Consider the following 21,481-nt stretch of genomic DNA (forward strand, 5'->3'; position numbering starts at 1 on the left):
GTCACGACCCGCGGGCGTGACGCCGCGGGCGGGCGGACCGCAACGCGGAGCACGGCGGGAAAGCGACCGGGGCGGGCGGCGTCGCCACCGCCCGCCCCGGGTCGTCCTCGCCGTGACGCGGTACGCGTGGACGGGCTCCGGTCAGGGGGCGCAGCCGGTGAGCTCGGGGCTGGCCGGGGTGCCGGTGGCGGGTCCGAAGAACAGCAACGCGCAGGCGCTGAAGAAGGCGGGGTTCTCCTCGGGGATCCAGTGGCCGGTGTCGGGGGCGACGACGGTACGGACGTCGGCGGCCACCTGCTGGTAGGAGGCGGCGACGGCCGGCCCGAAGACGGCCTGGGCCCCCATGGCCAGCACGGGCATGGTCAGGCGCTTCGCCTGCGCCTGGGCCTGGTTGTCGGCGGCGTCGGCCTTCAGCGCCCGGTAGTACTCGTATCCCGCCGTCCGCTTCGCCGGGTCGGAATACGCGCGGTAGTAGACGCTGCGGTCGATCGCCTCCGGATGCTGCGTGCGGTCGAAGAGCATTCCGAGATAGGTCGGGACGTCCTCGTTGTCCATGATGCGCTCGGGGATGGGCGCGGGTGAGGCGTTGAAGAGGAAGTGCCAGCTGACGCCGTAGAAGTTCTCCAGCCCGAAGCCCGGCAGCGGGCTTTCGACGACGCCGATCCGGGTGACCTCCGTGGGAAAGTCGCGGGCGTAGTTGTAGGCGACCATCGCACCGAGGTCGTGACCGATCAGGGCCACCCGGGTGAAGCCGAGCTGGTTGACCGCCTGGCGGATCCGCCGCGCCGTGGTCGCCTTGTCGTAGCCGCCGGCCGGGACGGTGGAGGCACCCAGCCCGGGCAGGTCGAACGTGATCACGGTGTGCTGCCGGGCGAGGGTGGGCAGCACCTCGTGCCACGCCCACGACGTCTGCGGCCACCCGTGCAGCAGCACCAGCGGCGAGCCGCTGCCGGTCATGGTGTAGCGCAGGGTCGCGCCGTCGACCGTGACGTTGCCCTGGCGTACGGCCTGCACGCCCACTGTCGCCGGAGCGGCGGGCTCCGGGGCGGGTGCGACGGCGGCAGCCCCGGCGCCGGCCCCGCCCACGAGCGCCACACCGAGGGCCGCCGCGACGGCGATCCGCCCGAGGCGACGACGCGAACCACGGCCGGGATCCTGTTCTGTGGCAGAACTCGACGCAGACAAATTCATGGGCACTTCGCTTTCCGTGAGTTGGCGACCAGATCGGACGGTCGGATCATCAAACAAAGCGGAAACGGCGGCTTTCACCAGCGCGCCTGGGAGGCCGATCGAACGGCTGCGGAAAGGTTACAACGGATGTCAAGGCGTCGATCGATTGTGGCGTTCCGGCAAAATGCCTCGGCCCGCGCCGCCGACACAAACGTCGATACCCGCCCCCGCCCGCGACACGCCGCGGTGGCGACCGTGCCGGCGGGGCACGTCCGGGGGAGCGGTGAAGGGTTACGGCGGCTTTGCCGACGCTTCGCGGCGCGTGGCAGGATATCGACCATGACAAGCGACGAGCAGGTGAAAGCCAGCCACCGCAACACCCCGACGAGCGACGAATTTCGCGCTTTCATCGCCTCCGGTTGGGCCAGTCCGGATGCGGCTCCTGTCCCGCGCGCGGAGGTCGCCGACCACGCGGCCCGTCGCCGGGCGGCCTTGTCACGGCGGTTCCCGGGCGAGCGCCTCATCATCCCCGCCGGCGGCCTCAAGGTGCGCAGCAACGACACCGACTACACCTTCCGTCCGCACACGGCCTTCGCCTGGCTGACCGGCCTCGGGTTCGACACCGAGCCCGACAGCGTCCTGGTGCTGGACCCGAAGCCCGACGGCCACGAGGCCATCCTGTTCTTCCGGCCGCTGGCCCCGCGCGACAGCGAGGAGTTCTTCGCCGACTCCCGGTTCGGCGAGTTCTGGGTCGGGCCCCGCCCCACCATGCGCGAGCTGGAGCAGCGGCTCGGCCTCGGCACCCGGCACATCGACTCGCTCCCGGACGTCCTGGCCAAGGACGCCGGCGCGACCGTGGTGCGGGTCGTGCGGGGGGCCGACGGCGAGCTGGCCCGGCTCGTCGACGAGACCCGGGCCCAGGCGGAGACGCCCGCGTCGGTCACGCAGCAGCACGAGGCGGACGAGGAGCTGGCCCGCCACCTGTCGGGGATGCGACTGTGCAAGGACGAGTGGGAGGTGGGCGAGATGCGCAAGGCGATCGCCGCCACCCACCGGGGCTTCGAGGCGATCATCGCCGGGCTGCCCGAGGCCGTCGGCAAGGAGCGCGGTGAGCGGTGGGTCGAGGGCCTCTTCGGCCTGTACGCCCGCCACGACGGCAACGGGATCGGCTACGAGACGATCTGTGCCTCCGGCGACCACGCCAACACGATCCACTGGACGAAGAACACCGGGCCGGTCCGCGAGGGCGACCTCATCCTGGTGGACGCCGGCGTCGAGGTCGACTCCCTCTACACGGCCGACATCACGCGTACCCTGCCGGTGACCGGCCGCTTCACCGACGTGCAGCGCAAGATCTACGAAGCGGTCCTGGAGGCGCAGGAGGCCGGCCTGGCGGCGGTGAAGCCGGGCAACAAGTTCAGCGACATCCACGCCGCCGCGAACGTGGTCATCGCCCGACGGCTGCACGAGTGGGGCCTGCTGCCGCAGGGGGTGACCCTGGAGCAGACCCTGGACCGCGAGCGGGGCGGCTGGCACCGGCGCTGGATGGTCCACGGCACGTCCCACCACCTCGGCATGGACGTGCACGACTGCCAGATGCTGCTGCGTCAGGACTACATGGACGGCGAGCTGAAGCCCGGGATGATCCTCACCGTCGAGCCCGGCCTCTACTTCAAGGCCGACGACCTGCTGGCGCCGGAGGAGTTCCGCGGCATCGGCGTGCGTATCGAGGACAACGTGCTGGTCACCGAGGACGGTCACGAGAACCTGTCGGCGGCCATGCCGCGTACCGCCGACGACGTCGAGGCCTGGATCGCCCGGGTGCGCTCAGGCGCGACTGCCTGAGCCACCGCGCACTGCCGGCCGGCACGCGCGGGCGCCGAGCGCCCGCGCGTGCCGGCCTTTCGTACCCGGAGCGCTCAGCCGCCGTGGAAGGTGCAGCCGATCCGCGCGCCGTCGGCCATGCTGACCACGCCGACGCCCGGATCGGTGCTGCCGCGCACGAGGCAGCCGGCGTATCCGTCCTCGTCGACGATGTCCCGGTCGGCCAGGTAGACCCCCCAGTTGAGGTAGAGCTCCCGCACCCCGCCGGCGCCGTCGGGGAACGGTTCGGCGGCGGGCCGGACCCGGCGTTGCAGCACGAACGGGCCGTCGACCGCGGCGTCGAGCCGGGCCCGCCACTCGTGGTCGCTCACCGTCCAGCCGGCCAGCACGCCGTTGCCGCCGTGCAGCAGCGTCGGCTTGAGGATCAGCTCGTCCCGCCGGGCCCGGGCGTACGCGAGCAGGTCGACTTCGGCCCCCTCGGGATCGGTGCCGCGCGGGCGTACGTGCCGGGTCCACGGCAGGAGCCGGTCGAGGCAGGCCTGCTCGTCGGCGTCGAACAGGCCCCGGTGCCGGTCGTCGGAGAGCATGGCCAGGGTGCCCTTGTTGCCGTACAACTCGGCGTCCAGGCGGCTGAGCAGGCCGACCTTCTCCTGCTCCACGGCGACCAGCAGCGGCTCCACCTGGGCTGTCACCGCCGGGTCGGCCAGGTCCTCGGGCAGGAAGTACCGCAGCACCACGTCGACGGCGCGGCCCGCCACCGTGGGCCGGCCCTGCGGGTACGTGAACTGGCCGAGGTGGCAGCCGATCGCCTCGATCCCGTGCCCGGTGAGCATCTCGGCGAGCACCTCGAGCCGGCTCCCGACGATCGGGAAGTTCTCGATCGTGTCGACCACGGCGACGACGGGCGGCCGGTCGGCGGGGATCACCGCGGCGCACTCGGCGTACATCGTCCGCACGATGCAGCCCAGCGTGTCCCGGTACTCCAGCCGGTGCGCGTCGGCGAACTGCCGCAGCGGCGGGTACGCCAGCATCGCCCGGTTGATGTCGGCACTCTCGAAGCCGCCGAGCGCGCTGGTGATGTTGAACTCGAGCAGACGGAAGCCCGCGCCGTCGTGGTAGAGGTCGGCGCGGCCCAGCGGGACCAGCGAGCCGGCACGGGCGCCGCGTGTGATCAGCGCCGTCTGGCGCGGATCCATCCCGACGGCCCGCGCCAGCGCGGTGAGGTCGCCGTCGAACACCCGCTCCGGCAGGGCGCGCAGCAGGTCGTAGACCGTGCGCAGGTCCCGGGCGACGGCTCGGCTCTCGGCCGCACCGAGGAAGGCGGGGCCACTCATGAACCGGTCCCGGTAGGGCTCGAGGGTGGCCGATTCCCGGGCGGCGGCGGTCGGGTCCTCCGCCGACGCGTGGCGGGCGAGGTGCTCGACGTACGCGCGGCCCAGGGGTGACCTGTCCACTGCGGGCGGCCGGGTGGTCGTCATGGTGTGTCCTCTCGGGGCGGGTGGTGCGTCCGGTTCCGCTCGGGCGGCGGTGCGGCGGTGACGGGCATCAGCCGCGGATCGGGCTCCGCCGACGGCGTGGGTCGACGTTGACTCGGGTGCCCTTCGCATCCGCCGATCCACCGCCGCCGACAATCGGGCGGACCGTCCGGAAATGCCGGCAGGTGGTGCTGACGAAGATGGTCGCAAATGGTCGTGGCGGAGTCGACGCCGCAGTGCCGCCGATGCGGCCACGGGCGCTTGCGCGACCACCGGGGACGGTGCCGGTCGCGAAAAGAGCAGGATGGACGAACTGCCCGAAGCCGCACCGAAGCGCCGTGCCGCGACGGGTCGGCATTGCGGCACCCGCTATCGGGAAAGGGATCTGTGACGATCAGCACTCCAGCGTGGACTGTCGCGAGAGTGACCCATCAGTCAGGTCCACGCGGCGTGACCATCTGATAGCTTCGATGCCGGCGGATCGCTGCGGCTGACGGGAGTCGCAGAGGCCCCATTGTTTGTCGTGCATGTAGACGGGGGCTTCTTCGGTTATTACGTCGAGACTTCTGAGATCAAGCTATATGTCCGGTTGTTGCTCGACGACGCGACAGTTCCGGCCCGACGGAAACCGCCGAACGACTCCCGGTCACGAGGCGTGCCGACACACTCCGGCCTATTCGTCTGCCGACGACCCACCGACTGCGACGCCGCGAGGCCGTCCCGCGCCGCGGTGGCGTCGCGCGGGCCGACCGGGCGTGCGGGCCCGGGGCCGACCCGCCGCGACGGCACCGGGACGCCGGCCCCACGCACCCGGTCACGTGCCGCCGGCGCGAGGTTCCGCCGGGCCGGCGCACATCGACATGGTGAGGACGACGCACATGAGAACCTACGACCCGGGCACCGCGAGCCCCGCGACCCGCACCCGCCGCGCCCCCGCCCGGCGGCCGCGGACCGGCTGGCTCCGGCGCCCTGGAGGCACGCCTTGAGTCTCGCACCGGACGTGACCGACGCCGATGTCGGCGTCGTCGAGCCCGCCACCGTCGCCGTCGTCGGCACCGGGGCGATCGGCCAGGACCTGATCAGCAAGATCCACCGATCCCCGCTGCTCGACTGCCGCCTGGTGGCCGGGCGCAACCCGGCCTCGGCGGGCCTGCGGCACGCCGAGCGGTTCGGCTACCCCGTCACAGCCGCCGGGATCGACGCCGTACTGGCGGCGGAGACCGCGTTCGACGTGGTGTTCGACGCCACCAACGCGGCCTCCCACCTGCGCCACTGGTCGCTGCTGGAGCCGCTGGGCACGCTGGTGGTCGACCTGACGCCCAGCCGGGTGGGCCAGATGGTGGTGCCGACCGTGACCGGGGTGGAAGCGACGGCCGGGCGCAACGTCAACCTCATCAGCTGCGGCGGCCAGGCGTCCATCCCGGTCGCGCACGCGCTCGCGGCCCGCTTCCCGGTGAGCTACATCGAGGTCGTCTCGACGGTGGCCAGCGACGTCGCCGGCCGCGGCACGCGGTTGAACCTCGACGAGTACGTGGCGACCACCCGGCACGCCGTCACGACGTTCTCGGGCGTGCCCGACGTCAAGGCGATCCTCAACATCAGCCCGGCGGTGCCCCCGGCGACCTTCCGGACGGCCGTGCACGCGCGGATCCCCGGCGCCGACGTCGAAGCGGTGCGCGCGGCGGTGGAACCGGTGGCCGAGCAGGTGCGCTCGTTCGCCCCCGGCTACGTCGTGACCGCCTGCACCGTGGTCGACGACCGGGTGACGGTCGCCCTCCAGGTCACCGCCCACAGCGACGTCCTGCCCCGGTACGCCGGCAACCTCGACATCATCAACTCGGCCGCCATCCTGGTCGCCGAGCAGCACGCGGCCCGGCGGGGCCGGGCGGCCCGGACGGAGGCGCTCCGATGAGCGACGTCGTGATCCACGACCCGACGCTGCGCGACGGCCAGCACGCCGTACGCCACCAACTCGGGGCCGTCGCCCTGCGCCGGTACGCCGAGGCGGCGGACGCGGCGCGCATCCCGGTGGTGGAGGTCGGCCACGGCAACGGTCTGGGCGCGTCGTCGTTGCAGGTCGGGCAGGCCGCGGTGAGCGACGACGAGATGCTCTCGACGGTCCGCGAGGCGCTGCGACACAGCCGGATGGGCGTGTTCATGCTGCCGGGCTGGGGCACCTCCGACGACCTGCGGCGCGCGATCGGCCACGGCGCCGACGTCGTACGCATCGGTGTGCACGCCACCGAGACGTCGCTCGCCGAGCGGCACCTCGACGTCCTACGCGAAGCCGGCGCCGAGGCGCACTGCGTGCTGATGATGAGCCACATGGCGTCCCCGGGCGAGCTGGCCGAGCACGCCGCGCGGGCCGTCGGCTACGGCGCGCAGGCGGTCGGGATCATGGACTCGGCGGGTCACTTCCTGCCTGCCGACGTCACCGAGCGGATCGGTGCGATCGCCGCGGCGGTCGACACGCCGGTGATCTTCCACGGCCACGACAACCTCGGCATGGCCGTGGCCAACTCGGTGGCCGCGGCGCAGGCCGGCGCCGGGATCATCGACGGTTGCGCGCGGGGCTTCGGGGCCGGGGCGGGCAACACCCAGCTCGAGGTGCTCGTGCCGGTGCTGGAGCGCAGCGGCTTCGCCACGGGCATCGACCTGTACGCGCTCCTCGACGCCGCCGACCTGGCGGAGCGCGAACTCATGCCCGCGCCTCCGGTGACCGCCTCGATGTCCATCGTGAGTGGTCTGGCCGGGGTGTTCTCCGGGTTCAAGCACCGGGTGGTCGAGCTGTCCGGCCGCGCCGGCGTCGACGCGCGCGACGTGTTCTTCGAGCTCGGCCGGCGGCAGGCCATCGCCGGCCAGGAGGACCTGATCGTCGACGTGGTGGCGGAGTTGAGCGCGCGCAGGGCCACCACGTGACCGGCCGCGCACCGCGGCCCTCAGCAGCGAGGAAAGGCGACATGGGAGTTTCGGACGCAGTGTCCAGTGCGAACGGGTCGGCGGGTGTGCCCGTGGCCCGCATGACGTTCGACGAGTTCATGGCCGTGGGCCCCGGCGGCCTGTTCAAGGCCGACGTGCCCGTGGTGATCGCGCTGCCGCCCGACGTGCAGGGGCTCGGCCGCGACGGCGTGGCGAGCCGGCTGGCCGAGATGACCGTCACCCTGTTCACCGAGCCGGGCGACAAGAACCACCCGGGGCGTTGGGAGACCCGCGACATCAAGCTGCGCGACTTCTTCGCCGACGAGCGCCACCTCACCACCGCGGGCACGTGGCACCGGGTGGTGTCGAACATCCGCAACAGCCCGGCGGACGTGAACGCCGTCATCGGCTTCGACGCGGAGAAGTTCTTCGGCTACGGCGACTCGCTGTACGCGGCGAACCTGTGGATCAGCCACCGCGGCGTGTTCACCAAGAACCACTTCGACGAGTTCGAGAACTTCAACATCGCGCTGGAGGGCCGCAAGCGTTTCATCATCGCCCCGCCCGGCTCCCGTGAGTACTACCCGCGCTCCGTGCTGCGCGGGTTCGGGGACAAGTCCCAGGTGTTCGACCTGGACAACGTCGACCTGGCGCGTTTCCCGCGGCTGGCGCCCAAGCTCGCCCAGCGTCGCGACTTCGTCCTCGAACCGGGTCACATGCTCTACCTGCCGCTCGGCTGGTGGCACCAGGCCGAGTCGCTGGACGAAATGAACATCAACGTCAATTTCTGGCTGAAGTCGAAGAAGATCCTCCGCAGGCCGCACGCGCTCGGCGTCGCGCTCTACACGTACGCCTACCGGAGGGTCAAGGGTGTCTACAGCTACAAGCCCACCGAGGTGAACTCCTGATGAGCGAGCGCAAGACCATCACCCCCACCCACCGCTACCGCAACAACGACAAGCTCATCGGTGTGGGGAACACCTTCTGGAACATGTCCGAGGAGCACGGGGTCGCCGGCATCGTCGGCGACCTCTCCGACGGCGTGTTCCGGATGGCCGACGGCCACGAGTTCGTCAACTTCACCGTCTGCTCCTACCTGGACCTGGACACCCACCCGAAGGTGATCGACGGGGCCGTCGCCGCGCTGCGCCGCTTCGGGGTGCTGGACCACTGCATCCCGCGTACCCGGGTGCAGACGTCGGTGCTGCTGGAGCTGGAGGAGTCGCTGGGCGAGCTGTTCGACGCGATGGTGATCAGCGCGATCTCCACGGCGGCGGCCAGCACCGGCCTGCTGCCGCTGATCGCGTCGGGGCACCTCGGCAACGGCACCCGCCCGCTGATGGTCTTCGACAAGAACGCGCACGTCTCGATGGCCAACGCCAAGCCGAACTGCGCCGACGAGACCGAGGTCGTCACCTGCCGGCACCACGACCTCGACTACCTCGAGGACATGTGCCGCACCTACGAGCGCGTCTGCTACGTCGTGGACGGCTCGGACAGCCTCGGCGGCTACGCGCCCGTCGAGGAGCTGGCCGTGTTGCAGGACAAGTACAACATGCTGGTCTTCTACGACGACTCGCACTCGCTGTCGGCGTACGGCGAGCGCGGCATCGGCTACGTCCGCTCGCACTGCCCGGTGCGCGACGACCGGACCATCACCGTCGCGACCCTGAGCAAGGGCTTCGGGGCGGGCGGCACGGCCATCCTGCTCGACGGCTTCCCGCAGGAGACGCGGCGCATCGTCGAGCGCTTCGCGGGGCCGCTGGGCTACTCGCAGAAGATGAACGCCGCCGCGGTGGGTGCCGCGCTCGCCTCGGCCGAGATCCACCGCACCGAGGAGCTGACCCGGTTGCAGGGGCGGCTGCGGTCCAACATCGCGCTGTTCGACTCGCTGCTCGCCACCGAGCAGTCCGGCAGCACGTACCCGATCCGGGTGGTGCCGATGAGCGACGAGACCGTCGTCGAGGCGGCCCAGCGGGTCTTCGCGGCCGGGTTCTACACCTCGCCCGTGTTCTTCCCGATCGTCGCCCGCGGCACCGCCGGCCTGCGGGTCATGCTGCGCGCGGGCCAGACCGAGGAACAGATCACCAGGCTGTGCTCCGTGCTCGTCGAGGCGGGCGCCCGCCCGGCCGCCGCGCGGCCCGAGCCGGTGACCCCGTGACCGGCGCCGCGCGGGCCATTCCGCGCAGCATCCTCTACACCCCGGCGCTGTCGCTGGACCGGGTCGTCAAGGCGTGGTCCTACGACGCGGACGTGCACCTGATCGACCTGGAGGACTCCGTACCGGCGGCCGAGAAGCCGGCCGCCCGCACCGTCTGCCGGGCCGCCCTGGAGAAGGCACCCCGGCCGGAGAACGTCGCCGTCCGCATCAACCAGCTGGGCAGCGTCGCGGCGGTGCAGGACCTGGTGGCCCTCACGGAGTCCCCGGTGCGACCCGGCATCGTCATGATGACGATGGTGACGTCGGCGGCCGAGGTGGCCCTGGTGCGTCAGATCCTGGCCTCCGCCGGGGCGCATCCGGACATCTACGTGACGGTGGAGACCGTGGAGGCGGTCGCGGAGATCGACGCGATCGCCGGGGCCAGTGACGGGCTGGTACTCGGCTCAGCCGATCTGGCCGCGACGCTCGGGGTCGAGATCACCTGGGAGGCGATGCTCGCCGCCCGGCAGGCGATGGCGCTGGCCTGCGCGCGGCACGGCACCGCCTGCATCGACACCGCCAACTTCCGGCTCGCCGAGCCGGCCGTCCTGGCGCAGGAGACCGCCCGGGTGCGGGCGCTCGGCTTCCACGGCAAGGCGACGGTGCATCCGGGCGAGCTCGACGAGATCAACCGGGTGCTGCGTCCCCAGGCCGACGACCTGCGCCTGGCCCGCAGGGTGGCCGAGGCCGTACGGGCGGCCAACGGCGGGATCGCCGTGCTGGACGGCAACATGGTCGGCCCGCCGTTCGCCCGGATGGCCCGCGCCACCGTGGCGCGCGAGGACGCCTGGGCCGCCCGCTTCGACACCGGCGGGGCCGCCGGATGACCGGGCCGGTGACGGTCGACGCCGCGCAGATGGCGGGCACGTCCCAGCTGGTGCGGGTGATCGACGCCCTCGGCGAGATGTTCGTGGACCTGGCGGCCGGCCGGACCGACTCCCCGGCACGTACCGTCATCGAACACGGCCCTCAGCGGGTCCTGCTGGTCAGCCCGGCGGTCTGGGAGCGGCGTGGGGTGGGCAGCGTCAAGATCACCACGCTGACCCCCGACAACCCCGCACGCGGTCTGCCGCTGATCCACGGGGTCGTCGCCCTGACCGACCTGACCACCGGGCAGATCACGGCCCTGCTGGACGGCGCCGAGCTGACCGCCGTCCGCACCGGTGCGGTCGCCGCCCTGGCGACCCGCTGGTGCGCCGCCGAGGACGCCGAGGACCTCGCCGTCATCGGCGCGGGGGTGCAGGCGCGGGCCCTGGTGCGCGCGGTGGCGGCGGTGCGCCGGATCCGCAGCGTACGGGTGTTCTCGCGCACCCGGCAGCGGGCCGAGCAGTTCGCCGACTGGGTCCGCGACGCGGTGCCCCACCCGGTGCACGCGAGCGTCTGCGACAGCGCCAAGGCCGCCGTCGCCGACGCGGCGATCATCTGCACGGCGACGTCCACCAGCGACAACACCCCGCTGGTCGAGGCGGACTGGGTGGCGCCCGGGGTGCACGTCAACGTCATCGGCGGCACCCACCCGGACGCGATCGAACTCGACCCGGCCCTCCTGGCCGACGCCCTGGCGGTCGTCGAGGACCGGAGCGCGGCGCTGGAGGGCGCCGGCGAGGTGCGGGCCGCCCTGGCCGCCGGTCTGATCGGCGTGGACGACCTGCACGAGCTGGGCACGCTGGTCGGTGGCGGGGTCCGCGCCGACGGGCGGACCTCCGTCCTGCGTACGGTCGGGATGGCCATCGAGGACACCGCCGCCGCCGTGGCGCTGCACGAGGGGGCGACGCCCGTGGCGTAGGTCAGGAGGCGCTCTCCCGGCAGCGGACCATGAAGGAACGCTCGAAGACGATGACCGTCTCGCCGGTGGACTTCGTGCCCGTCGTCTCCACCGTGACGATGCCCTGACCGGGCCGGGAGCGGCTCAGGCGCTTGTCGAGGATGCGGCTGGTGGCGTACAACGTGTCCCCGACGAACACCGGCTCGCGCAGGCGGACCCTGTCCCAACCGAGGTTCGCCACCGCCCGCGCCGACAGGGCCTGCACGGTCATGCCGCCGACCAGGCACAGGGTGATCCCGCTGTTGACGAGCACCCGCCCGTACTCGCTGCCGGCGCCGTAGTGCTCGTCGAAGTGCAGCGGGTGCTGGTTCATGGTGAGCAGGGTCAGCCAGGTGTTGTCGGTCTCGGAGATGGTGCGGCCCGGCCAGTGCCGGATCACCATGCCGGGCTCGAAGTCCTCGTAGTCCCCGCCGTGCTCCTCGCGGTACTCGTTGCCCTGCACATGACGCAGTGTCATCGACAGCTCTCCCCGTGTCGGGTGTGGACGAACCGGCGCCGGTCCCCGTCAGAGGTGAATGTTAGTCTATGTCGATCTTCGTTTCGGAAGACACCGGCCCGCGGCGAGCACGTTCCCGGCGGTCGGCCCGACGTACGACTGCGGGGAGCGTCAGATGACCGTGCGCGAGGACGTCCGTGGTGCGGCGTCGACCGGACACCCCTGGTTCGGCTCCCACCAGCTCAGGCCGGCCGCGCCGGCGGAGACGATCCGCGAGATGCTGCGTCACGAGCTGCGCGACACGGGCTGGCCCTACCAGCGGCTGCTGCCCGCGGCGCCCATCGCCGTCCCGCGTAGGTCGTACGCCCAGCTCTTCCAGGTGGCCGCCGCGCTGGTCGGCCTGCTCCGCCGCACCGCCCTGGAGACGGCCCCCACCACCGAGGGCCGGCTGGCGGCCTACCGCATGCCGCAGAGCGAGCACCAGCTCTTCGTCCGGGACCCGTTCGTCGAGGAGCGCTACCCGGACTCCGTCGTCCGGCCGGACGTCGTCATCGGACCGCAGGGGCCGCAGTTCCTGGAGTTCAACGTCAGCGGCGCGCTCGGCGGCGTGGTGGAGACGCACTGCCGCCTCGAGGTGTGGCGCAGGCTGCACGCCGACGCCGAGGGCCGGACCCCGTTCACCTCCCCGGACCCGTTCGCCGTACGCGCGGAGATGTACCGGTCGCTCAGCGCCGAGCTGGCGGCGGCGCCACGGATCGCCATCGTCGGCAGCGCCCGGGTCTACGGCGTGCGGTCGCGCTACTTCCAGCTTGAGGCCGACTACCTCAACAACCACGGCCTGACCGCGCGGTTCTTCGAGCCGGAGGAGCTGCCGCAGGCGTGGGACTGCCCGCCCCACCTGCGCTATCCGGTCGGGCTGCGCAACTTCACCATCCCGGACTGGCTCGACGCCGGCCTCGACACCAGCTACGTGCAGGACGCGCTCGACAACGGCTGCCTGCTCGTGGGCACCCAGACGTCGACCTTCATGCACAGCAAGCTCACCATGGGGCTGCTGTCGGAGGGCCGGCCGTGGATGAGCGCCGCCGAGCGCCGCCTCGTCGACCAGTACGTGCCGTGGACGCGGATCCTCTCGGACCGCAGGACCGCCCGCGCGGGCCGCGAGGTCGAGCTGCTCCCGTTCGTCCTGGCCAACCGCGACCTGCTGGTGCTCAAGGCGGGCCTGGGCGAGAGCGGCAAGCAGGTGGTCATCGGCGGCGAGGTCGACCAGGCGACGTGGGAGTCGGCGGTCACCGAGGCCGCCGCCGACGGCACCAGCGTGGTGCAGGACTTCGTGGTGCCCCGCACGTGCCGGGTCGCGTTGGTCGCCGACGGCGCCGACGAACCGCACGACGCCGAGGTCGCCCCGGTGATCGGGCCGCTGCTGTTCGGCGGGCGCCCGGCGGGCCTGTTCTGTCGCTACTACGGCGACGGCTCCGCCGGCATCGTCAGTGCCCGGGGCCGCGAGAGCAGCTCCGACAACTGCATGGTGGCGGTCTGATCCACAGGGGCCGGTCGTCGGTCGAGCGGCCGCGACGATAGGGGTTCGCGCGCCGGATGAGGTGTTGTCGCGACCCGGCCCCCGTGTCACGATCGCTGCCACCGGATGCCCGTGCCGTGCGACCCGACGGTCGTACGGGCGCCCTGCCGCCGTCGAAGGAAGGGACCTGCCATGCCTGCCGATGCCGAGGTGTCCGCGCGGCCGGCCGGGTGGGACCCCGACCGGGCGGTACCCGCGCTGATCTGGGACGCCACGGGACGGGCCGGTGACCGGACGGCCGTCGTCGGCGCGGACGCGACACTGACCTACGCGCAGCTGCGGCACGCCGTCGCCGGCCTCGCCGACGTGTTGCGTGGCCACGGCGTGACGGCCCCGGTGGCCGTCCTGGCGCCGCGCGGCGCGGCCCAACTGGTGGCGTGCCTGGCGGCGTTGCACGCCGGGGCCGGCTACGCCTGCGTGGAGGCCAACCAGCCCCCGGCCCGGATCGAGAGCCAGCTGCGCGGTTGCGGGGCAGCCGTCGTGGTGACGGATCGCGACGACCCGCCGGTGCCCGGGCAGGTGGTGCTCCCCGTGGACCTGACCGGCTGGATCGCCGCCGGGGCGGCGGCGGAGCACGCCGGGGCGCTGCGCGGTCCGCTGCCGGTGGCCGCCGACCAGCTCGCCTACACCGTGTTCACCTCCGGCTCCACCGGCGTACCCAAGGTCGTCGAGATCCCGCACGCGGCCCTGGCCAACTACGCGGCCTTCGTGGCCCGGCTGGCCGCCGCGCAGCGCGACCACGGCGGGCAGCTGCGCTTCGCCTCGGTGACCAGCCTCGCGACGGATCTCGGCCACACGGCGGTCTTCCCGGCCCTCGTCGGCGGCGACACCGTCCACCTGGTGCCGACGGAGACCGCGACGGATCCCGACGACTTCGCCGACTACCAGGACGAGCACGGCATCGACGTCCTGAAGATCACCCCGTCGCACCTGGCGGCGCTGCTCGACGAGGCGCAGGAGCGGGTCCTGCCCCGCCGCCTGCTGGTCGTCGGCGGCGAGGTGTGCCGCTGGGAGCTGGTGGACCAGGTCCGCGAGCTGTCGGACGTGCGGATGGTCAACCACTACGGCCCGACCGAGACCACCGTCGGCGCGCTCACCTTCGAGGTGCCGACCGACCCGGCCGCGCGCCCGGGCACCGCCACCGTGCCGATCGGCCGGCCGATCGACAACGTTCGCGTCGCCGTCGTCGACGACGACCTGCGCCCGGTCGCCCCGGGCGTCGAGGGGGAGCTGCTGATCTTCGGGGCGGGGCTCGCCCGCGGCTACCGCGACGACACCGCGCTGACCGACCAGCAGTTCCCGACCGGGCATCCCGACGGCCGGTGCTACCGCACGGGCGACCTGGTGACCCGGCACGCCGACGGTCTGGTGGAGTTCCACGGCCGCCGGGACGGCCAGGTCAAGATCCGGGGCCACCGCGTCGAGCTGGGCGAGGTGGAACAGGCGGTACGCCGCTGCGCCGGGGTGCGCCGGGCGGCGGTGGTGCCGGTCGGCGGGGCCGCCGGGCGCCTGGTGGCGTACGTCGTGCCCAGCGAGCTGCCCGGGCCCACCGCCCGCGAGCTGCGCGACCAGCTCCGCGAGACGCTGCCCGACTACCTGCTGCCCGGCGCCGTGGTGTGCCTCGACGAGCTGCCCCGTACGCCGAGCGGGAAGCTGGACGTGCGGGCGTTGCCGGCGCCCGGCAGGCCCGGCGCGCGCCCGTAGCTGTCGATCCGGCCGCCTCGCCCCGCCCTCGTACCCCCGGGGCGCGGGAAGCCGACCACCAGCCCCGGGCGCACGTCACCAGCGCCCGCGGCGGCGGCCCGCGTCCGTCGGCCTCAGTCGGCGAACGGGTCGAGCCCGAGCGCGACCCTCCCGATGAACGGGTAGCCGTCCAGCGACCCGAACGGCTGCATGAAGCCGCCCGCGCGGGCGTCGCGGTAGAGCCGGGACAGGGGGTGCCGGCTGCTGAAGGACGCCCCGCCGCAGATCGTCATGGCCCGGTCGACCGTGCTCACCGCCGTCCGGTTCGCGTGCAGCTTCGCAAGCTGCCAGCCGCGTACGACGTCCCGGACGGCGCCCTCGGACCGCTGCGCCGGGTCGGCGGCGAACAGGGCGTCCACGAGGCGACCGGAGCGCTCCAGCACGCCCCGGGTGGCCGCCAGGTCGAGCTCCATCGTGGCGATCTCCCGCTGCACGGACGGGTGGTGCGCCGGCGCCGTGCGCCCGGGCTGCCGGGGGGCCCTGGTGGCGTGCTCGACGGCGAGCTGCCAGGCCGCCTCGGCGATGCCGAGCGAGGCGCCCAGCAGGGGAAAGTTGATCGCGCAGGAGCGGACCAGGTCCTCCGACGTCGGCGGACCGAACGGTCCGCCGATCGTGACGCGGTCGGCGGGGACGACGCAGTCCTCCAGCAGGATCGAGTGGCTGCCGGAGCCCCGCATGCCCATCGCGTCCCAGTCGCCGAGCACGGTCAGCCCGGGCGTACCGGCCAGGATGACGGCCTCGGCGTGCCGCCAGCCGCCCTCGGGGTCGGCGACCCGGACCGCGACGTTGAACGAGTCCGCGACGGCCGAGTTGGTGACGAACGTCTTGCGCCCGGTGATGACGTACTCGTCGCCCTTGCGGACGGCCTCGGTGAGCGCGGCGTTCCAGGACGCGCCAGGCTCGGTGGAGGCGCCGGCCATGATCAGGTCGGAGCCGCCCAACGCCTCCAGGATCGCGTCGAGCTGCTCCGCCCGGGCCCGGTCGCCGGCCGCCTCCGCCCGCTCCCAGCGGCGGACCTGGGCCCACACCGAGGCCATGTGCATGTTCGCGCAGATGGCGGTCGACCCGCAGCCCCGGGCCAGCCGGGAGACGGCCACCAGCACGTCGTGCAGGGAGTCGACCCCCAGCCCGCCGTGGCGGGTCGGGGCGCACGCGGCGAGGACCCCGCTGTCGCGCAGGTCGGCGAAGTTGTCGGCGACGAACGTGTTGTCCCGGTCGTGCCGGGCCGCGCGTTCGGTGAGGGCGTCGAGGTGCCCCTCGGCGAGGGCCACCAGCTCCCGGCCGGCGGCGGTCGTGGCGGTGAGTTCCCCGAACACCTACAGCATCCTCAGGATGGAGAGGAACTCCTCGGCCCGCTCGGCGTGGGGCTGCTGCGGGCCGTCGAACCGGGCGCCGGTCTCCGTCGGCACCGGCGTCGGCAGCACCCTCGGGAACAGCGGGCCACCGATGGGATCACCGGGCCGCAGGCCGTGGTCCCACAGCAGCGGCAGGACGGCGTGCTGCGGCTGGAAGGTGACGCCGTCGCCCACCCACCGGGAGACGAACGCCCGGCGCTGCCGCTCGGGCCCGGTGCCGGTGGCGCCGTGCAGGGCGGCCGGGTGGAACAGGACGATGTCGCCGGGCGTCAGGTCCCAGCTCAGGACGTCCTGGTCGGCGACGTCGGGCACCGCCTCGAGTTCCTCCCGCCGCCCGAGGTGGGTGGCGCCCGGGGTGATCGGCACGTAGCGCCGGTTCCAGCGGTGCGAGCCGCGTACCACCTGGAGCGCGGCGGTGTCGGGAGTGCACGGGTCGAGGGGGATCCACATCGCGCACACCTGGTCGCCGGCGATGGGCCAGGAGCTGACGTCCTCGTGGAACGGCGTCGGCGCGCCCGACCCGGCCGGCTTGGCGAAGATCTGGTCGTAGAAGGCGGTGATCGCGGTGGAGCCGAACAGCTGTTGGGCGATGCGCGCGGCGGGGGAGAAGAACATGAAGTCGCGGAAGCCGTCGTGGGTCTTCCACATGAAGGCGTCGCCGGCGAAACCGCCGCCTCCCAGCAGCGCGGTGGCCTGCGCCAGCACGGTCGGGTTGGCGAGCAGGTACTCCACGCCTTCGGTGATCCGGCCGAGCCACTTCTCGTCGATCATGCCGGACAGCCGGACCACGCCGTCGGTGTGGAAGGCGTCGATCTCGGCGGGGGTCAGGTCACGCGGCGGTGCCTCGGGAGGGCTGATGTCCATGTGTGGTCCTCGGTCAGGGAAGACGTCGCCAGTGGGCGCCGAAGAGGGTCTCCTCGTCGGGCAGGCTGGGCGGCAGGGGATGGGAGACGTAGGTGTAGTTGAGGAAGTCGCGCCAGGTCACGTTCTCCGACCGGGAGCAGCCGCCCCAGCTGCCACTGGCGATGACCTGGGTGAACGCCATGCCGTTGTCGAAGCTGCCGCTGTTGCCCACGGCGGTCGACTGGTTGACCATGACCCGTCCGGCGCGCGCCCGCTCGGCGAGCCGGACGACCCGGTCGGGGCGTTCGGTGTGGATGCCGCAGCTGTGGCCCTGTCCGATCCGGGCCAGCAGCGTCTCCACCGCGACCAGCGCGTCGTCGAAGTCGGTGAACGTCGTCACGGTGAAGACCGGCGCCAGCTTCTCGCCGAGCATCGGGTCGTCGAGCGCCGGGACGCCGCCGGGGGCCAGAGGAGGCAGCTCGGCCACCAGGGCGGTGGTCTTGGTCGGCTCGGCCAGGTCGATCCCGGCGGCGGCGGCGAGCGCCGCGGCGGGCCGCCCGACCGCGTCGCGGTTGAGCTGCCGCCCGTCCGGCCAGAGCAGCGTACGCAGCCGCGCCATCTCGGCCGGGTCGCACAGGTGGGCGCCCTGCCGGGCCAGCTGGTCGCGGAAGGCGGCGGCGATCCCGGCGTCCACCAGCACGTTGCTCTCCGACGAGCAGGAGGTGCCGTTGTTGAAGCTGCCGCCGAGCACGATCAGCTCCGCCGCGGCGGCGACGTCCGCCGAGGCGTCCACGATCACCGCCGGGTTGCCGACGCCCGCGCTGATCGCCGGGGTGCCGCTGCGGTACGCCCGGCGTACGGTGCCGGGGCCGCCGGCGGCGATCACCAGGTCGGCGGCGGCCATCAGGGCCTCGGTGGTCTGCCGGTCGGTGACCGGCAGGCACTGGACGAGGTCGGGCGGGGCACCCACCGACGCCAGGCTCTGACGCAGCAGGTCGACGGTGCGGGCCGCGGAGTGCCGGGCCCGGGGGTTGGGGGTGATGACCACCGCGTTGCGGGTCTTGAGCATCGGCAGGGCGTTGCCGACCACCCCGGAGCAGGGCGCCGTGGCGGGACTGGCCACCGCGATCACCCCGATCGGCTTGGCCAGCTTGCGCAGGCCCCGCTCCGGCAGGTCCTCGACGATCCCGGTGGTGACGACCCCGTGCAGGTCACGCAGCGTGCCGAGGACCCGGCGCCGGTAGAGCGTGAACAGGTGCTCCGGGTCGCCGAGACCGGTCTCCCGGTAGGCGAGGTCGGCCAGCGACCGGGCGGTGTCCTCCTGGTAGGCGGCCCAGCCGGCGGCCGCGACCAGGTCGTCGATGCGCTCCTGCGGCCAGAACTCGACCTCCGCCTGGGCCCGCCGGGCGCGGGCCATGGTGGCGTCGATGTCGGGCGCGGCCTCCCCGGTGGACGACGCCGCACCGGACGCCGGCCCCTCCTGGCGGATCGCGGCCGGCCCGCCCGGCGGGGCGGTCAGCGTCGCGGCGGCGTCGGCCGCGTCGAGGTCAGCGCTGGACATCGGCGTGCTCCCGGTTCGAGGGGCGTGCCGAGCGCAGTCGACCGATGGTCTCCTCCAGCATCTCGTCGGTCACGGTGAGGGAGAGCCGCAGGTAACCGGGGGCACCCATCACCGAGGCCGGCAGCACCAGGAGGCCGTGCTCCTCCAGCAGGGCGGCGTGCGTCCAGTCGTCCGCGTCCGGCACCCGGGCCAGCAGGTAGAACGTCCCCTCGCTGGGTTGGACCTCGTACCCGGCCTCGCGTAGGGCGTCGACCAGCAGGTCACGACGCTGCTCGATCGGCTTGACCTGCACGGCGTGCTGTTCCAGCTCGGGCAGGGCGAACAGCAGCGAGTTGTTCGGGAACGCCCAGCCGGTGGTCAGGCGCGCCACGGTCAGCGCCCGACGCAGCACCGCCGGGTCGGGCGTGGTCGGCGGGATCGCCACGTAGCCGACGCGCTCGCCGGGCAGCAGCAGCGTCTTGGTGTAGGTGTGCACCAGGAAGGTGTACGGGTAGTGCGTCGCCGGGCTGGGACACGGCTGACCGCCGAACACGATGCGCCGGTACGCCTCGTCGGACAGCAGGTAGATCGGCCGGCCGTTGCGGGCGGACGCCTCCCGCAGCACCTCGGCGAGGGCGGCGAACTCGTCGTCGGTGTAGACCGCGCCCGTCGGGTTGTTCGGGCTGTTGACGATGACGGCGCTGGTGCGGGGGGTGATCGCCGCCGCGACGAGGTCCGCGTCGAGCCGCCAGGAGCCCGGCGTCAGGGCCACCGGACGGGGGACCGCCCCGACCGAGGCGATGATCGGCTCGTAGTAGAACCAGGCGGGGTCGAGGTAGATCACCTCGTCGCCGGGGTCGCAGACGCTGCGCAGGCAGATGGTCAGCCCGGCGAACGCCCCGTTGGTCAGGGCGACGTCGTCGGCGGTGAACGGCAGGCCGAGCTCCCGGCTGAGGGTGGCCGCCACCGACTCCTGGGCCGGCGGATGGTCGCGGGTGTAGGCGAACCAGTCGGTGTGCTGCGGGGTCAGGTGCCGTTGCAGGACCTCGACCAGGGCCGGCGCGGGAAACTCGTGCGGGTCGCCGAAGGCGAGGTCGATCACGCCCGGGCCGCCGCGCAGCCGCGTGTAGGACGACTGCTCGAGGTAGGCCCCCAACCGCCGGCCGTACGCGTCGGTCGCGTCGGTCATCTGCCGACTTATCCGGTGCTCCATCCTGCTCCGATCTCCACCCTGGTCCGTGGCCGGCGGGGTCGCCGGGTTCACACCTTGGCGGGTTGTGCGTCGGGGACTCTTGCGGGCAGTTGACGCACGGACCGCGCGGAGAAGGTGGCGACGGTCACCAGACCGAGCACCCCGCCCGCGATGACCAGCGTCTGCGGTACGCCGATCCGCTCCGCCACCGGGCCGACGACGGCCAGGCAGAGCGGGCCCAGCACGAACGAGCCCATGGCGTCGTACGAGCTGATCCGCGACAGCGCCTCGTTGGGCACGTGGTTCTGCAGGGCGGTGTCCCACAGCACCTCGAAGATGTCGACGCAGACGCCGTTGACCAGCATCGACGCCGCGATCAGCCAGACCGGCGCGCCGGCGGCGATCAGCGCGAACGGTGGGAGGAAGCCGAAGGTCGCCAGCACCGCGACCCGCATCGGCCGGCGGGGGCGGATCCGCATCGCCACGAGGCTGCCGCCGACCAGGCCGACGGCCTGCGCGGTGACGATCGCCGACCAGGCGGTGGCGCCGCCCAGCTGTTCCTTGGCCGTCAGCGGGCCGAGTACGTAGATCGCCGAGAAGCAACCGTTGACGAACGCGAACTGCACGACCACCAGCCACACCCAGGACCGGGAGGTGAACTCCCGCCAGCCCTCGCGCAGGTCGGCGAGGAGGGTGCTGGTGGCGGCCCGCCCGGGGTGGGCGACCCGGACGCCGGCGAGCAGCAGCGCCGAGCCGAGGAAGGTGGCCGCGGGCACCGCCAGCGCCCAGCCGGAGCCGAAGGCCGCCACGAGCACTCCGGCCAGGGCCGCGCCGCCGATGGTGGTGCTGTTGCGCGACAGCCGAAGCAACGCGTTGGCCGACTGGAGTTGCTCCGGGGCCACCACCTGCGGCACGACGCCGCGGGAGGCCGGCAGGAACAGCGCGGCGGCGGCGCCGTTGACGGCGGACAACGCGACGACGACCGGCAGCGAGGGCCGGCCGGTGACGAACACCACGGTCAGGACCGCCTGCGCGGCGAAGGCCAGCAGGTCGGAGCCGACCATCAGGCGGAAGCGGTTCATCCGGTCGGCGAGGACGCCGCCGTACAGCAGCAGCGCGACCTGCGCCAGCGACCGGGCGGCGAGCACGAGGCCGAGGTCGGTGGCGGAGCCGCCGGGTGCGTCGAGGACGGCGAAGGCGAGCGCCACCGGGATCACGGCGCTGCCCAGCAGTGACAGCGTGCGGGCCAGGAACAGCATCCGGTACGACCGGTCGGCCAGGATCCGCAGGTCGTCGCGCACTGGCATCACCTCCGGTCGGACGGGTCGCGTGCCGGTCACCGGCGGCGTCACAGCGTGCCCATCATGTGGCAGGGAGGCG

General features: G+C 73.0%; 17 protein-coding genes. 9 read left to right on the forward strand and 8 right to left on the reverse strand.

All coding sequences use genetic code 11. From position 1 onward, the window contains the following. Positions 1 to 141 precede the first annotated feature (141 nt). Complete coding sequence (locus ACTMS2_RS23875) at positions 142 to 1,086, reverse strand: alpha/beta fold hydrolase (RefSeq protein WP_441177383.1); 945 nt, start codon at positions 1,084 to 1,086, stop codon at positions 142 to 144. Between the two features lie 423 nt (positions 1,087 to 1,509). Here ACTMS2_RS23875 and ACTMS2_RS23880 point away from each other — a divergent pair, with 423 nt between their 5' ends. Continuing rightward, on the forward strand, positions 1,510 to 3,015 hold the full coding sequence (locus ACTMS2_RS23880) for an aminopeptidase P family protein (RefSeq protein WP_441177384.1): 1,506 nt from the start codon (positions 1,510 to 1,512) through the stop codon (positions 3,013 to 3,015). Between the two features lie 74 nt (positions 3,016 to 3,089). Here the strand turns inward: ACTMS2_RS23880 and ACTMS2_RS23885 are convergent, their stop codons facing one another. Then, entirely contained in the window at positions 3,090 to 4,472 is a 1,383-nt protein-coding gene (locus ACTMS2_RS23885) for a hypothetical protein (protein WP_441177385.1), read from the reverse strand. 979 nt (positions 4,473 to 5,451) lie between these two features. Between ACTMS2_RS23885 and ACTMS2_RS23890 the strand changes: the two genes are divergently transcribed. From ACTMS2_RS23890 to ACTMS2_RS23915, 6 genes are all read left to right on the forward strand, one after another. Then, on the forward strand, positions 5,452 to 6,381 hold the full coding sequence (locus tag ACTMS2_RS23890) for an acetaldehyde dehydrogenase (acetylating) (protein WP_441177386.1): 930 nt from the start codon (positions 5,452 to 5,454) through the stop codon (positions 6,379 to 6,381). Continuing rightward, entirely contained in the window at positions 6,378 to 7,388 is a 1,011-nt protein-coding gene (gene dmpG, locus ACTMS2_RS23895) for a 4-hydroxy-2-oxovalerate aldolase (RefSeq protein ID WP_363904065.1), read from the forward strand. The genes ACTMS2_RS23890 and dmpG overlap by 4 nt, the downstream gene beginning before the upstream one ends. Before the next feature lie 101 nt (positions 7,389 to 7,489). Further along, the gene (locus ACTMS2_RS23900; protein ID WP_089000153.1) at positions 7,490 to 8,296 is read left to right on the forward strand and encodes a cupin-like domain-containing protein; all 807 of its coding nucleotides are present in this window, start codon (positions 7,490 to 7,492) and stop codon (positions 8,294 to 8,296) included. Next, entirely contained in the window at positions 8,296 to 9,549 is a 1,254-nt protein-coding gene (locus tag ACTMS2_RS23905; protein WP_441177387.1) for an 8-amino-7-oxononanoate synthase family protein, read from the forward strand. The genes ACTMS2_RS23900 and ACTMS2_RS23905 overlap by 1 nt, the downstream gene beginning before the upstream one ends. Then, the gene (locus ACTMS2_RS23910) at positions 9,546 to 10,415 is read left to right on the forward strand and encodes an HpcH/HpaI aldolase/citrate lyase family protein (protein ID WP_441177388.1); all 870 of its coding nucleotides are present in this window, start codon (positions 9,546 to 9,548) and stop codon (positions 10,413 to 10,415) included. Before ACTMS2_RS23905 ends, ACTMS2_RS23910 begins: the two co-directional genes overlap by 4 nt. Continuing rightward, positions 10,412 to 11,374 carry an ornithine cyclodeaminase family protein gene (locus tag ACTMS2_RS23915; RefSeq protein ID WP_441177389.1) on the forward strand — a complete coding sequence of 321 codons (963 nt, stop codon included), beginning with the start codon at positions 10,412 to 10,414 and terminating at the stop codon, positions 11,372 to 11,374. The genes ACTMS2_RS23910 and ACTMS2_RS23915 overlap by 4 nt, the downstream gene beginning before the upstream one ends. 1 nt (position 11,375) lies before the next feature. On the opposite strand, the gene ACTMS2_RS23920 is transcribed toward ACTMS2_RS23915, so the two are convergent. Then, entirely contained in the window at positions 11,376 to 11,870 is a 495-nt protein-coding gene (locus ACTMS2_RS23920) for a MaoC family dehydratase (RefSeq protein ID WP_441177390.1), read from the reverse strand. Positions 11,871 to 12,024: 154 nt separating this feature from the next. Between ACTMS2_RS23920 and ACTMS2_RS23925 the strand changes: the two genes are divergently transcribed. Further along, a complete protein-coding gene (locus ACTMS2_RS23925; protein WP_441177391.1) occupies positions 12,025 to 13,389 on the forward strand; it encodes a hypothetical protein in 1,365 nt (454 codons plus the stop codon). A gap of 171 nt (positions 13,390 to 13,560) precedes the next feature. Continuing rightward, a complete protein-coding gene (locus ACTMS2_RS23930; RefSeq protein ID WP_441177392.1) occupies positions 13,561 to 15,132 on the forward strand; it encodes an amino acid adenylation domain-containing protein in 1,572 nt (523 codons plus the stop codon). A 113-nt stretch (positions 15,133 to 15,245) separates the two neighbouring features. Here the strand turns inward: ACTMS2_RS23930 and ACTMS2_RS23935 are convergent, their stop codons facing one another. From ACTMS2_RS23935 to ACTMS2_RS23955, 5 genes are all read right to left on the reverse strand, one after another. Then, complete coding sequence (locus ACTMS2_RS23935) at positions 15,246 to 16,487, reverse strand: acyl-CoA dehydrogenase family protein (protein ID WP_441177393.1); 1,242 nt, start codon at positions 16,485 to 16,487, stop codon at positions 15,246 to 15,248. Beyond that, complete coding sequence (locus ACTMS2_RS23940) at positions 16,488 to 17,390, reverse strand: phytanoyl-CoA dioxygenase family protein (protein ID WP_441177394.1); 903 nt, start codon at positions 17,388 to 17,390, stop codon at positions 16,488 to 16,490. Positions 17,391 to 17,403: 13 nt separating this feature from the next. Continuing rightward, the gene (locus ACTMS2_RS23945; protein ID WP_441177395.1) at positions 17,404 to 18,930 is read right to left on the reverse strand and encodes an aldehyde dehydrogenase family protein; all 1,527 of its coding nucleotides are present in this window, start codon (positions 18,928 to 18,930) and stop codon (positions 17,404 to 17,406) included. Beyond that, positions 18,917 to 20,098: an aminotransferase class I/II-fold pyridoxal phosphate-dependent enzyme gene (locus tag ACTMS2_RS23950; protein ID WP_441177396.1), complete on the reverse strand. Its 1,182-nt coding sequence runs from the start codon at positions 20,096 to 20,098 to the stop codon at positions 18,917 to 18,919. Before ACTMS2_RS23950 ends, ACTMS2_RS23945 begins: the two co-directional genes overlap by 14 nt. A 71-nt stretch (positions 20,099 to 20,169) precedes the next feature. Beyond that, positions 20,170 to 21,402, reverse strand: coding sequence for an MFS transporter (locus ACTMS2_RS23955; protein WP_441177397.1), 1,233 nt, complete (start codon positions 21,400 to 21,402; stop codon positions 20,170 to 20,172). Positions 21,403 to 21,481: the final 79 nt, after the last annotated feature.

This window comes from Micromonospora sp. SD12 (assembly GCF_052068495.1).
Taxonomy (GTDB): Bacteria; Actinomycetota; Actinomycetes; order Mycobacteriales; family Micromonosporaceae; genus Micromonospora; species Micromonospora echinofusca.

Coding starts and splice junctions, on each gene's coding strand:
- ACTMS2_RS23880 (WP_441177384.1), top strand. CDS start 1,510: ATGACAAGCGACGAGCAGGTGAAAGCCAGCCACCGCAACACCCCGACG.
- ACTMS2_RS23885 (WP_441177385.1), bottom strand. CDS start 4,472: ATGACGACCACCCGGCCGCCCGCAGTGGACAGGTCACCCCTGGGCCGC.
- dmpG (WP_363904065.1), top strand. CDS start 6,378: ATGAGCGACGTCGTGATCCACGACCCGACGCTGCGCGACGGCCAGCAC.
- ACTMS2_RS23900 (WP_089000153.1), top strand. CDS start 7,490: ATGACGTTCGACGAGTTCATGGCCGTGGGCCCCGGCGGCCTGTTCAAG.
- ACTMS2_RS23905 (WP_441177387.1), top strand. CDS start 8,296: ATGAGCGAGCGCAAGACCATCACCCCCACCCACCGCTACCGCAACAAC.
- ACTMS2_RS23915 (WP_441177389.1), top strand. CDS start 10,412: ATGACCGGGCCGGTGACGGTCGACGCCGCGCAGATGGCGGGCACGTCC.
- ACTMS2_RS23920 (WP_441177390.1), bottom strand. CDS start 11,870: ATGACACTGCGTCATGTGCAGGGCAACGAGTACCGCGAGGAGCACGGC.
- ACTMS2_RS23925 (WP_441177391.1), top strand. CDS start 12,025: ATGACCGTGCGCGAGGACGTCCGTGGTGCGGCGTCGACCGGACACCCC.
- ACTMS2_RS23930 (WP_441177392.1), top strand. CDS start 13,561: ATGCCTGCCGATGCCGAGGTGTCCGCGCGGCCGGCCGGGTGGGACCCC.
- ACTMS2_RS23940 (WP_441177394.1), bottom strand. CDS start 17,390: ATGGACATCAGCCCTCCCGAGGCACCGCCGCGTGACCTGACCCCCGCC.
- ACTMS2_RS23945 (WP_441177395.1), bottom strand. CDS start 18,930: ATGTCCAGCGCTGACCTCGACGCGGCCGACGCCGCCGCGACGCTGACC.
- ACTMS2_RS23950 (WP_441177396.1), bottom strand. CDS start 20,098: ATGACCGACGCGACCGACGCGTACGGCCGGCGGTTGGGGGCCTACCTC.